The 12,959-nt window shown below is 38.5% G+C and carries 12 protein-coding genes; 4 read left to right on the top strand and 8 right to left on the bottom strand.

The annotated features are described in order from the left end of the window. Nucleotides 1–128: 128 nt before the first annotated feature. On the top strand, nucleotides 129–668 hold the full coding sequence (locus tag QOL76_RS19235) for a DUF4924 family protein (RefSeq protein ID WP_283414588.1): 540 nt from the start codon (nucleotides 129–131) through the stop codon (nucleotides 666–668). 56 nt (nucleotides 669–724) lie between these two features. Here the strand turns inward: QOL76_RS19235 and QOL76_RS19240 are convergent, their stop codons facing one another. After that, entirely contained in the window at nucleotides 725–2,653 is a 1,929-nt protein-coding gene (locus QOL76_RS19240) for an IGHMBP2 family helicase (protein ID WP_283414589.1), read from the bottom strand. A gap of 62 nt (nucleotides 2,654–2,715) precedes the next feature. On the opposite strand from QOL76_RS19240, the gene QOL76_RS19245 reads away from it, so the two are divergent. Then, the gene (locus tag QOL76_RS19245) at nucleotides 2,716–3,321 is read left to right on the top strand and encodes an acyl carrier protein phosphodiesterase (protein ID WP_283414590.1); all 606 of its coding nucleotides are present in this window, start codon (nucleotides 2,716–2,718) and stop codon (nucleotides 3,319–3,321) included. Next, a complete protein-coding gene (locus tag QOL76_RS19250; RefSeq protein WP_283414591.1) occupies nucleotides 3,308–3,763 on the top strand; it encodes a hypothetical protein in 456 nt (151 codons plus the stop codon). The genes QOL76_RS19245 and QOL76_RS19250 overlap by 14 nt, the downstream gene beginning before the upstream one ends. A 126-nt stretch (nucleotides 3,764–3,889) precedes the next feature. On the opposite strand, the gene QOL76_RS19255 is transcribed toward QOL76_RS19250, so the two are convergent. The 5 genes from QOL76_RS19255 to QOL76_RS19275 all read right to left on the bottom strand — a co-directional run bounded on the left by QOL76_RS19255 (nucleotide 3,890) and on the right by QOL76_RS19275 (nucleotide 10,652). Further along, complete coding sequence (locus QOL76_RS19255; protein ID WP_283414592.1) at nucleotides 3,890–4,429, bottom strand: inorganic diphosphatase; 540 nt, start codon at nucleotides 4,427–4,429, stop codon at nucleotides 3,890–3,892. Between the two features lie 89 nt (nucleotides 4,430–4,518). Then, nucleotides 4,519–5,604, bottom strand: coding sequence for a hybrid sensor histidine kinase/response regulator (locus QOL76_RS19260; protein WP_283414593.1), 1,086 nt, complete (start codon nucleotides 5,602–5,604; stop codon nucleotides 4,519–4,521). Beyond that, nucleotides 5,597–7,696, bottom strand: a complete 2,100-nt coding sequence (locus QOL76_RS19265) for a sensor histidine kinase (protein ID WP_283414594.1) — start codon at nucleotides 7,694–7,696, stop codon at nucleotides 5,597–5,599. Before QOL76_RS19265 ends, QOL76_RS19260 begins: the two co-directional genes overlap by 8 nt. Beyond that, nucleotides 7,693–8,379, bottom strand: coding sequence for a hypothetical protein (locus QOL76_RS19270; protein ID WP_283414595.1), 687 nt, complete (start codon nucleotides 8,377–8,379; stop codon nucleotides 7,693–7,695). Before QOL76_RS19270 ends, QOL76_RS19265 begins: the two co-directional genes overlap by 4 nt. Before the next feature lie 5 nt (nucleotides 8,380–8,384). Then, the gene (locus QOL76_RS19275; RefSeq protein WP_283414596.1) at nucleotides 8,385–10,652 is read right to left on the bottom strand and encodes an Rv1355c family protein; all 2,268 of its coding nucleotides are present in this window, start codon (nucleotides 10,650–10,652) and stop codon (nucleotides 8,385–8,387) included. Nucleotides 10,653–10,846: 194 nt separating this feature from the next. Here QOL76_RS19275 and QOL76_RS19280 point away from each other — a divergent pair, with 194 nt between their 5' ends. Next, nucleotides 10,847–11,320, top strand: coding sequence for a response regulator (locus QOL76_RS19280; protein ID WP_283414597.1), 474 nt, complete (start codon nucleotides 10,847–10,849; stop codon nucleotides 11,318–11,320). A 1-nt stretch (nucleotide 11,321) separates the two neighbouring features. Here the strand turns inward: QOL76_RS19280 and QOL76_RS19285 are convergent, their stop codons facing one another. Both QOL76_RS19285 and tsaE read right to left on the bottom strand, forming a co-directional pair. Then, nucleotides 11,322–12,533: an alanine dehydrogenase gene (locus tag QOL76_RS19285; RefSeq protein ID WP_283414598.1), complete on the bottom strand. Its 1,212-nt coding sequence runs from the start codon at nucleotides 12,531–12,533 to the stop codon at nucleotides 11,322–11,324. Then, nucleotides 12,523–12,954, bottom strand: coding sequence for a tRNA (adenosine(37)-N6)-threonylcarbamoyltransferase complex ATPase subunit type 1 TsaE (gene tsaE / locus QOL76_RS19290; RefSeq protein WP_283414599.1), 432 nt, complete (start codon nucleotides 12,952–12,954; stop codon nucleotides 12,523–12,525). Before tsaE ends, QOL76_RS19285 begins: the two co-directional genes overlap by 11 nt. Nucleotides 12,955–12,959 lie beyond the last annotated feature (5 nt).

The raw sequence follows: 12,959 nt of genomic DNA on the forward strand, positions 1-12,959 counted from the left end.
AAACTCAATGATCAAGTTTCAAATTCAATATTCAAAATAGCAATCCTCCAATAGTTCGCCTGAAAATTGAAAATTGGTAATTGAAAACTGAAAATTTCTCGAACTTTGCACTTTCAAAACCTAGTAAAATGCAGTCAGTAGCCGAAAACAAAAAGTCAAACAACATCGCCGAATACATCATCTACATGTACCAAATGGAGGATCTTATCAGATCTTACCAAGGAAATCCTGATGAAATCAAAACCTTCGTAGTAGAGAAATATCCAGTTTCTGAGGATGAGAAAAAGCAAATTGCTGATTGGTATTTAGGTCTTCTAGATAAAATGAAAGCTCAGAATATTTTGGAAAAAGGGCATTTGGAAGAATTGAATAATCTTGTTTCTGAGCTGGCTCAAATCCACTGGAACCTACTAAAAACTGACCCTGCATACTTTGAAGCCTATAAAAAAGCCAAACCATTTATTATAGAAGCTGTAATGCAGGCCGAAGGTCAGGATCTGGGAAATGAAATTCAAATCTGCCTAAATGGGGTTTACGGTCTTTTGCTTTGTCGCCTTCTAGGCAAAAAAGTATCCGATGAGCAATTGAAATCAGCTGATGCTTTTGGGGATATTCTTAGCACGCTGAGCTATCATTTTAAAGTGAAGAATACGATTTCGAAGAATTGAAAAGAATTATAAATTTCCAATTTTCAATGTCCAATTTTCAGAAATTATATCCTCCATCATCCCAGAAACTCCCACACACTTTTATACCCCTCATTTTTCTCAAAATACTGAAGTAATTGATCAAAGAATGGGTTTTGGGCTAAAGTGCTACTATCGCCAATCAGTACCAGTTTTCTCTTTGCCCGCGTCAAAGCAACATTCATCCTGCGAGTATCTGCAAGAAAACCAATCTCCCCTTTTTCATTGGACCGAGTAAGGGAAATCATCATCAGATCACGCTCCTGACCCTGGAAACCATCCACCGTATCGATCGTAATCACATCAGAAAAAGCTCGCAGATTTGGATATTCAAAACCTTCGAAAATCAAAGATCGAAGCAAACGAACCTGTGCTCCATAGGGAGCAATCAGACCAATAGTCCAGCCTTCTTGCTTAAAATCCGAAATCCCAATTCGTTTAACAATATCATTCAGATAGCGGCAAGCAAAAGCAGCCTCTTCGGGATTGCAGGTACTCAAGCTATCTTGTTCCTTTTGATCCAAATACCCAGCACCGGCCGTATCAATCCATTCCAAAGCATTGCTCTCATCAGGAAAAGTATGGGATTTTGTATTCTCGGCAGCTTGAAGCTCTCCTTTATAGAACTGCTCATTGGAGAATCCCATAATTGCTTCCGGCATTCTGTATTGCACTTGTAGCATTTGTGAAGACTGAGGTTTCCGAGCGATCACTTTTTCAAATAAGGTTTCAGCCAACCCTTCCTGAGCCGCCTGAAAAGACTTTATCGTAGGCGGAAGTTGGCAGTGATCACCTGCAAACACCACTTTCTTTGACTTCAAAATGGGAATCCAAGTTGCCGCCTCCAGTCCCTGAGCTGCTTCATCGATAAAGACCACATCAAACTCCATCCCTTTCAAATTGTAAGATGATGCACCTACAAGTGTGCTGGCAAAAACCTTTGTCCTCTGAAAAATATCGTATTGAATGTATTCTTCCAGCGATTTGGATGCCTCCCTCAGTCGGGAAACTTCCGCATACATAAGCTTTCTTTGTGCACGTTCTTCATGACCAAAATTGCGCTTGTATTGCTTGGCCAATTTCAGGTATTGGTCAGTTTCTTTTCTAAGCTTTTTTAGATCACGGTAACTCGGATGGTAAGCTGTTTTGGCATCCAAAGTTTGATTCAGAATCTTCTCCTCCACTCTTGCCGGATGGCCAAGACGCAAGGTTTCAATCCCTCGATCGATCAGCTTTTCTACCAAAAGATCCACCGCGGCATTACTTGGTGCACAGACTAAAATCGACTCTCCGGCAATCACCGAATCTTGTATCGCTTCGATCAATGTTGTCGTCTTTCCAGTTCCCGGAGGTCCGTGAACCACCGCCACATCTTTGGCATTTGCTATCAGTTCACAAGCTTTGTTTTGGGAAAAATTGAGATTGGGTTTTGTGTAAATCTGCTTTTCAGAAAACTGGGGGGCTTTTTCACCCAGCAGAATTTCCTTTAACTCATCTACCCGTTTGTTTTCAGAAGAAATCACTTTTTTCAGCGCAAACTCCATTTCCCGGTAGCTCGCTTCATCAAAAAGAAGATCCACCCCAAGCTTACCTCCATCCATCCATTCTGGCAATTCATCTGCCTGCAACGTGACGGTCATGGTATTTTGTCTGACAAAATTTATGACACCGTTTACCCGATTCTCAGTAGCATTATAGTATTCATGAGTACTGAAAAAGGAAACTGATTTACCCGAATTAAACGAAGATGCATAACTAGCGTCCGAGCGCTCCACCTCCACGATAAGGCGTTCACCCATTCCGATTTTACTCTTTTTCAGTTGAATCGGGTGCCAAGTAATTCCTGCTTTTTTCTTCTCAGCAAGCGAAGTATTCAGGAATTTCTGCTTGTATTGGGCGAGATCTTCCTGCCATTCCAGTTTTAAAAGTTTCAGTCCTTTCTTTAATTCCTCAGTGACTTTGTCCATCAATCCGTATTTTAGACGAAACTAATCAAAACCGTTTGAGTTTTCCCAACTCAACATTGCCTATGAACTACCTAGCCCATGCTTATCTTTCTTTTGGTCAGGATCAAGTGCTTGTAGGGAATTTTATTGGTGATTTTGTGAAGGGAAAAATGATGAGCAGCTTCCCTCAAGGAGTACAAAATGGAATTAAGCTACATCGTGAAATTGATTTATTCACAGATACTCATCCATTAGTGCGAGCTGGACAGAGTTATTTGAGGCCAACATTCAGACATTATTCCACCGTGATTACGGACATTTATTTTGATTATTTCCTGGCAAAAAATTGGACAAAATACAGCAGCATCCCTCTGGAAGATTTTATCCAAAACACATTTGCCACACTGAGACACCATCGGCTGCTTTTCCCGGATCGCTTCGCAAACATGTTTCAATGGATGGAAAAGGACAACTGGCTTTTGAAATACCGAGAAATTGATGGCATCCAACAAACGCTTACTGGAATGTCCCGAAGAACCCGATTCGATTCTAAAATGGATGTAGCTCATCTGGCTTTACTGGAAAAAGAAGCAGAATTTGAGGTGATTTTCTTCGCTTTCTTCAAGGATTTGGAGACTTTTGCACGAGAGAAATTAATAGAAATTCAAGATTCCAATGCTGGTCATTAAACCAAAAGTATCCACCTACATTTCATTAAGCCTGGTTTTGCTCATACTTATCTCTGGCTTAGTATTCATCCTGAGAGACTTTGCCTACAAAGGAAGTTTTGGAATATGGTTTTATTTGATTGCCTGCTCGCTGATTACGTTAGTGATTTTGATGTTACTGGTGAAAATGCTGGCTGGATACCGATTCATCACAGCAGGAAGAGATCAGATCATTGTCAAATTGCCTTTGAGAGGGTACACCAAAACCTATCCAGTCAGTCAAATTTTAGCTTGGGAAGAGGAAGTAGTTATGGCTAATAAAAAAGAGTTTCGTCAAGTAACCATCGCATTTTCAGATAAACAATCCATTTCGGTATCTAATCACGAACATGAAGCTTATAAAGATCTAGTGGCTTATTTGGCTAAAAAGGCGGGGAAGCAGAAGGTTAAAAATAAGAAGTAGGAATTCAGAAATCTGAAGTGAAAAATCTTATCACTAGACAAAGCATATAATCTCAATCTCACATAAACCTTTGTGACCACAGCGGTGAAAAACGAAAAAAGCCTGAGATGATCTCAGGCTTTCAGTTTATTTTCTAGTTCGGAAGTTTTGATCATATAAATCGACACTTTCCTGAATAATTCTCATGGCGTCTTCTTTACCAAGGAAGTCTTCAACTTTCACTTCTTTGTTTTCGAGTTTTTTGTAATCCTCAAAGAATCGGTGAACCTCCTTCATCAAGTGTGGAGGAAGATCGTCAATATCATTGATGTAATTCACTGACTGATCACCAGCAGCTACCGCTATAATCTTATCATCAGCTTCACCACCATCGACCATTCTCATCACACCAATCACTTTGGCCTCCACTAGACACATTGATGGAATGTCAATTTGAGAAATAATCAAAATATCCAATGGATCATGATCTTCACAGAAAGTTTGTGGAATAAATCCATAGTTTGCTGGGTAATGCACCGCCGAGAAGAGTACGCGATCGAGCATCAACATTCCAGTCTTCTTGTCTAGTTCATACTTACCTTTGCTACCTTTTGGTATTTCAATTACACCTGTTACAAATTCAGGGGCATTTTTCCCGATGTTGACGTCATGCCAGGGATTAATCATAATATCTTGAATTAGTTAATAAAAAGTGAAGCTTTCACAAAGCCCATGCAAAGATACAGTTTAGGACGAAAATGCACAGAAACCGCTCATTATTTCATATTTGGCAAAGTGACCTTGAATGTTGCCCCTTCACCAAATACCGAAGTTAGAACTACCTTTCCTCCCATTTGCTCTACTGCTTCCTTCACCATGTAGAGACCTAGTCCAGTTCCTACATTTTTTTGAGTCGCACGGGTAAATAAATTAAAAACATCTGAGCGATGCTTTTCCTCTATGCCGATACCATTATCTGAAAGCGTGATGGTAGCGAGATTTTCTTCCACTTCAATACTCAAACTTATCTTGTTATCAATTTGATCTCCTTTCTGGAATTGAACCGAATTGCTAAATAAGTTATTGAGGATAACCCGGATTTTCGCATCATCTGAATAAAAAGGACTAGATTGATTAATTTGGACATCAAGCTGGATATGGTCAATAGGAAACTTTGCCTTGTAAGCAACGAGCTGTTGCTCAACAACTTGCCCAAAATTAATCTCAGAGATTTTATTATCAATCTTCGTTGACCTATAGAAGTCAAGCATTTTATAGATATAATCGTCCAACTTGCCAGTTGCACTATCTATCATATCAAAATACTCGGCCGCAGCAGGATCTTTAAGCTCCATTTTTGCCAACTTAGAGACACCAGAAATACTCATCAGCGGACCTCTTAATTCGTGTGACAAGCTGTAAACAAATTGATTCATCTCTGAATGAAGCTTTTTTAGCTTTATGTTCTTTTCTTTAAGCTCACGCCTCATAAAATAAATATCGGCAGCATTCTTTATCGAATTTTTAATCTGCTCAATATTCCAAGGTTTATCAATAAAACGATAAACTTCACCCTTGTTGATTGCATCGATAACAGAAGCTATATCGGAATAGCCGGTAAGCAAAATTCGGATTGGATCAGGATTGAACTTTACCAACTCTTCAAAAAATTCTGTCCCAGTCATCCCGGGCATTCTTTGATCAGCAATAACCACATGGATTTCTTCCTCTCTGGCGATTTTCAACCCTTCATCAGCATCAATAGCTGTAAAAATTTTAAAGTCCTTTCTTAAAGTAGCTCTGAAAGACTTTAAATTATTGTCTTCATCATCTATATAAAGGACATGGATTTTATCATTCATAGCGTTGAGAGCTTTGGTAAATAGGAAGTGTTATTTTAAATGTAGTCCCCTGGCCCTCTTCCGTAATTACTTCCAGCGTTCCTTTGTGATTTTCAATAATAGAGTAAACAATTGAAAGCCCCAAACCTGTACCTTTACCGACTGCCTTTGTGGTAAAGAAAGGTTCAAATATTCGTTGTTTTACATTATCAGGCATACCTGGCCCATTATCTATAATTTCTATAGTTATAAAATCCTCCAATGACCTCGTTCTAAGTTCAATCTTAGGGTCAACAATCGTATCAATATGATCGGCTAGGGCATGAACAGCATTGTTGATAATATTCATGAAAACCTGGTTGATTTTACCTGCCAAGCATTCTACCAATGGAAGCTCACCGAAGTCACGAACAATTCGGATTTTCGTGGGCATAGTACTATTTAATAGGATAATTGTACTGTTGATCCCATCATGTACGTCCACTTTTTTCATATCCTGCTCATCCACCCGTGAGAACAGCCGGAGACCTTTCACAATTTCCACTGTCCTTTTTGCCCCATCATCCATTCCTTTCAGCAATTGGTCAACTTCATCGAGCACGTATTCCAACTCAAGATCTTCTTCAAGCTGCTTTGCTTCTTGCTGCGATTCTGGAGTAAACTCCCTCGCACCGGTAGTTCTATAGAACTCAATCACTTCCATAATATCCTTAATATCCCGCTTGAGAGGCATGATATTAGAACTCACAAAGTTGATCGGGTTATTGATTTCATGAGCAATACCAGCTGTCAGCTGACCTAAAGAAGCCATTTTTTCTTGATTTACCAGCTGGCTTTGCGTATTCTGAAGATTTCGAAGTGCCTGTTCTAATTCATCAGTTCTGATTTTGACCTTGTCTTCCAGCATGACGTTTTGCTCACGTACTAACTGTTCATTTTTTGCAAGTATGAGTAGGCGTTCAGCTTGTTCTTTTTCCTTTTCTTTCTTTAGAATATTTATTTTATCAGCAAGAGCAAATGATAGTAAGAGTGCTTCGAATACAGAGCCAAAGGTGAACACATAGCTAGTGAAGAAGCTATTAGGTAATATGTTTAAGTCCCCAAGTAAGAATACAATCATACTGCAGATCAATAATGACCAAGAAATCAAAAAGAATTTTGCAGGTCTATATCCTCTGGCAAGGCTGTAGGACGATATAAACAGTAAGTAAAATGGCACAATGCCCAAGAAAACCTGTAAAAATCTAAACTTCAATTGGCCTATACCAAAATCAAATAAAAAGGCTGATAATATGAATACATAAACAACTATTATACTTACTCCAATGGCATATAACTTTTTGTTAAATACTTTAGTTTTCAGAAAGCTTAATGAGTAAAATATCCCAACAATATTCACTAATGCAGTGCTGATGTAAAAACCATATTCCTTCAGAAAAACACTAGATGGCCATACAAACGCATCAACATATCCCCCTAATATTCCTTGAGTTACACCGACAAAAAATATGTAGGTGATATATAACCCATATAAAGAATCCCTTGTAGAAATCCATAGGAAGAGATTGTAAAAGAACATCGCCAATATAATCCCAAAGTAGATCCCAAAAATAAGATTCCGCTCGTCTAAAGTCAGGTAATTTTTGGTGTCGGTATTTAAGCTTATTGGAACATTTACATTACCGAAGCTCTTCACTTTTACATTGTAGGTCAATGACTTATCTTCTGAAATATCCGCAAAATTAAAAAGAGAATTAAAGTCCTGATCTGCTACATTAACTCTTCCCATTTTCTTCACCAAGACTCCTTCAGCATTGTAAACTTCAATCTCATTGAGCATAGGATTACTAAGAGAAAGAATTTGCTTCCCTGAATTCTTTGGTACTTCTGTGAGCACTACGCGTATCCAAAAACTAGCATCAGAATACCCTAACGACAAGAATTCGCCTTCGGAATTCTCAAGGCTTGAGTTTGGCAAAGCTATAAAATCCTCAACACTATTAACCCCCTGATTTTCAGAGACCCAGCCTATAAATTCAAATTGATTCTTGGATTGCTCCTTGCAAGAAGACAGTAAGACTAATGCTAAAAAAAAGTATAAATATTTTATCATTGTACATAGGATGTATAAGTCAATTTAATTTCTCTCCCTCTATAATTTTCTTCTATCACAAGGGTGTCGTTATCTCTGATTTTAAAAATAGAATCTCTATGTTCCTGAGTAGTCATAGGCAAATTTTCAGAATCATACATTTTCATAGCCGTAGCTATCAAATCCAATTTTGGATAGTAAAAAGTACCGTTGTTCCCAACTTGAGTTAAAATTTCATAGCCCATTTCTAATCCAAGTTTAACTGTCACCGGAGCGAATAATGCATATAAGGAAGTAAGATTAAGCTTTGGAGTAAGCGCTAAGCAAGCTTTGGACATAAAAATTGCCCCTATACCAAGACCGGTGATTTTTCTTGAATTCCACATTCCACATATTTCACCGGTTCCCGCATCAATATCCTTTTCTATTACATCTTTGATACTGCTGTCTAAATCCTCAATTGCTTCTACCATTGGTAATGGAAAATCTGCGTTAGCACGGTGAATTCTCGCGCCTCCATAGATTAAACCATCTTCATCTGACTCCACTATGACCACGATGACATCAGGATTTTTCACCCAACTATTATTAGCAGAAGTCACTTTCTTTACTCCAATACTTTCCAGTACCTGCCTATGTCCTTCTATGAACTTCTGACACCGTTCGGGATCATTAATTGCTCTAAATGCTATTAATTTGAACATCCCGGTTACAGTAAAATCAAACTAGCTGAAACATCTCTTCTAAATGCTCTCATTGATGGCTCGCCCGCTTTATTAATCCTCACCATAAACACCTCTTGCTTGCTTAAGCCTCTATTGAAAATTTGGTTAAGGTCATTTTTAAACTGTTGAATCATCCCCTTTTCATTCTCTGAAAAACCGGTTATTTTTTCCCTTAATACTCTATGAAAAATAAAAAGAGAAGATGAAATCGGCTGAAAACTATAGCCGGATAAATTAGCTTTTATCCAGACTCTTTGAATTGCTGCCCCTGCTTTGAGAAAGGCGCTTGGTGTATATTCATCCGCAGTAAACATAAGCACTGCTGATGCAGATAGTATAGTCTGATCAGAAATCTTAGTTAACCCATAGCCTAAATCATTTTTCCTAAAAAACTCAATGGTTCCAGGATCACGAACTAGCCCTACTGCTGCACGCTCTGAATTCCCCATTTCAAGTGTGGCAATATCAATCCCGTCTTTCGTTTCCAACGCTTCTTCTGCCGACCATCTTATTTCACTTATAAAATCTTTATAGCCTTGATCATGAAGTAGCCTTAGACGATCCATTCCCCCTACTATAGGAGTCAGTGCTCTTAGTTGCTCAAGGCCATCAATGATTTCTAAGCTAACACCATCTGAAGTAGCAATATTTTTAAATTCGTCAAGTGTCTGCTTTTCTAAAGGCACTCGCTCAGCATTTTTACGATTTGTACATCGCATAGAAATGCCCGCTACTAAATCCCCGTTCAAAATAGAAATCGGATCTTCTGATCTTGAATCAAACACAATGGAGGCGATAAGTTCCTCTTCAAAATTTTGAATATGCTGATGGATGGTCAGCTCTATACCCATAGAAGCTGCCACAAGTCTAAAATTCTGTAATGCAGCCCCAAATGCCAACAAGGATCCAGTGCCTAGGTAATCAAGTAAAGATTCACTTTTAGATTTATCATGAAGTAGGTGGAGGACGCCACCTTGATCAAATATCCATTTCCAAGGCTGACTATTCCCTCCTGAAGGAGCTGTATTGGCTTTTTCTATTATAAAAAATAAATCCTGATGAGAAATCTTATAGTTTGAAACGTATCTGTTCTTTGGTAATAAGTCTATAAAGTCCTTGTCTGTATTTGGGGTGTTGGTAGGTTCAGGTTTAGCCTTTTCGCTTTTGCTTAATACTAGCTCATCCAAATCCACGTAATACCTACCAGATTCTACATTTTCCCCTAACAACACTTTTCTAGAAGCATTTGCCACCGTAGCACCCCCCAAATACACAGCAGAAGCTAACTGTGGCCAAGATGAAATTGACTGACTTAGCTCTAGCAAAGAAACCTTCATTCGTGTGGAAATGGTGTTTAGTCCGATAATCTTCAATCCAACTGGGACTTTTTGCTGACTTGTTAAGTTTTTTAAATCCGAAAAATTAAAATCTCCTAACAGGCCATGAAAAATTTCACGGGATGGCTCCCGATCAAATCTTTCAACATCCAACATTCCACGGTCTGAAGTTTCCATCAAAACAGGAATCCTTTTAGCCTTAGCTCTTTCTCTTGCCAGCACCTTGATATCCAGGCTATCACATTCGTCAATCAGTAAGTCTAAATCCCCTCCATTCGAAAGAAAATCATCAATATTATCCTCGTTTACACCATTTCTATACAAGGTGATTTTGAGATACGGATCTATTTCGAAAATCTCTCTCGCCGCCAAAACAACCTTCTCAATCCCCAAATCCAAAACTCCGGCTTTGATCCTATTGAGATTACTCAACTCCAACGTGTCAAAATCTGCCAACCTTAATTCACCACAACCTCTTTCCAAGGCTATGGTTACAGCGATGCTCCTCCCTACAGATAGTCCAATTAATCCAATTTTCTTTTTTCTGAGCTCTTTTTGCTCTTTGGTAGTGATTTTATAATTGTTACGCTGAGTTCTTACTTTAATAAAATCCTCTTCGGGAAGAAGTCTGACCAAAGCCTTTTTCCAAGGAAAGTAAACCCAATTACCATAGCTTTCCCTATCTCGTTCAACAAAAAACTGAATCACTAGTGAGGACAATTCGGCCTCCGTAAATGATTTAGAAGGATTGTTGGCCTTAATCAACTCACTTACCTGATCTTCCAATAAGTCAATTATTGTGATTTGAGGACTATCATACAACTCTCTAAAAATTAAAGAATCCGAAAAATCTGAAGGCGTAAAGATTAACGGAAACACTTGGTCATCAAGATGGAACTGTGTACTACTTAACATTTTGTATTATCGGGGGTGATAAATTGAAGTAAAGTTAATTTTTTCAACTATAAGTCCAATTTTTTAATACTCTTTATAGGGTATCTTTTTATATTGGTTATTGAAAATTCCTAGAAAACAATTTTCATTAGTTATTTTTATAAAAAAACACTGTTTAATTGTAACGTATCGATTGTTTTAGACAAATTTGTTGAATGGAAACTAAGCCTCAAGAAAAAATTAAAATCCTCTATGTCGATGATGAAGAAAATAACCTTCAGGCATTCAAGGCTACTTTTAGAAGAGATTACCAAATTTTTCTAGCAATTGATGCTACAGTAGCTAGAGAAGTTCTATCGAAGCAGGAAGTTGACATAATTATCACGGATCAAAGAATGCCTGGGGAAACTGGCGTGGAATTTCTGGAATCTATTATTCCTATTTACCCTAACCCCATAAGAATACTATTGACTGGCTATACTGACATCCAAGCCGTAATTGATGCTATTAACAAGGGACAGGTTTATCATTATCTGACAAAACCTTGGGAGGAAGATTACCTCAGGACAGTAATTAAAAACGCATTTGAGATATATCAGCTTCGCAGGGAAAACGAAAAATTAACTAAAGCATTGATTAAGGCAAATGATCAATTAGAATTTATTTTAAGACAGAACCTACTGTCTTGAGTTAATACCTTGCAGCTAGTAACAATTGTAGCTCTTTATGGCTCATTCCAAATTTCCTTCCCAGATAGGCATTTGTAAGACTTCCTCTGTAGGTATACACCCCTCTCAAGAACCATTTATAATTGAATATCATTTCTTCAGCCCCACCTAGATCAGCCATCTGAAGTATAAGTGGAGTGAAGATGTTACTCAAGGAATAGGACGCAGTTCTTGCTACTCTAGAAGCAATATTCGGAACACAATAATGAATAATATCATGAACCTCGTAAACAGGTTCGTCATGTGAAGTCATTCTGCCCGTTTCGATACAACCTCCTTGATCTATGGCTACATCTATAATAATACTACCATGCATCATGTTGGCGACCATTTCTTCGGAGACCACGATTTTATTTCGACCTTTTTCAGCACGTAATGCACCGATTACCACATCTGCCTCCGAAAGCGCTTGATTTAAGCTAAAATTATCAATGGTAGAAGTGTAAATCTGCTGACCGAGCAATTGCTTAAGTCTTCTTAATTTATAGATATGGTTGTCGAAAACTTTGATATTAGCTCCTAATCCCAAGGCTGTTCTAGCGGCATATTCAGCCACTGTGCCCGCGCCTATGATTACTACTTGAGTTGGTGGCACTCCAGTGACGCCCCCCATAATTAATCCTTTGCCGCTATTTTCGCTAGAAAGATACTCTGCAGCTATTAGCATCACCGTACTTCCGGCGATCTCCGACATAGCACGCACTACTGGCATTCCTCCTACTTTATCCTCTAAGTATTCGAATGCTACTGCTGTTATTTTCTTTTCGTTCAGCTTCTGAATAAATTCCTGACTTTGTCTTTCCAGCTGTAGAGCTGATATAAGGCAGCTACCAGTAGTCATGTAGCTCAACTCTTCTTCTGTTGGCGGATCTATCTTTAAAACCACCTGTGATTCGAAAACCTCTTTTTTTGAACTGGTGACTTTCGCTCCGGCATCAGAAAAATCCTGGTCGGAAAACTTTGATTGTAAGCCAGCACCTGCCTCCACTACAACGCTAATCCCATTATTAGTAAGTAAGCCTACAGATTCTGGGGTTATGACTACGCGCTTTTCCTGTGTAGAAACTTCTTTTGGCAAACCTATAACCAAGGAGTAGTCTCTTTTTTTCACCTTGGCAGGCGATTCCTTCGGTATCAGCCCTACAGCAGTAAGTTGATCGATTTCAGCTGGCATCTTGAATATGTTGAAAGTTCAGGGTTCGTTTTGTGTCGGATTCATTGATGATCCGAATGAGGAAAAATTTCTCAGGCAAAAATGCAGCAACTTTCTCTGCCCATTCTAACCAGCAATAATTTCCACTATAAAAATACTCTTCTATTCCGATATCCAAGGCTTCTGTAGCATCATCCATTCTATAAAAATCAAAGTGGTAAAATATTTCACCAACTTGATTTTCATAGTGATTTACTATTCCAAAAGTAGGACTACTGACTTGATCTAGGATGGAATATGATTTGGACAGCGCTTTGATAAGAGTGGTTTTACCCGCTCCCATATCACCCTGAAACACCCACACTTTTTCATCAGAAGCGGCTTCAATAACAGCTGAAGCTGCTTTTCCTATCTCATCTAGCTCGTATGTAAACTGGGTCAAATGCT

It is taken from the genome of Algoriphagus winogradskyi (assembly GCF_900182815.1).
Lineage (GTDB): Bacteria > Bacteroidota > Bacteroidia > Cytophagales > Cyclobacteriaceae > Algoriphagus > Algoriphagus winogradskyi.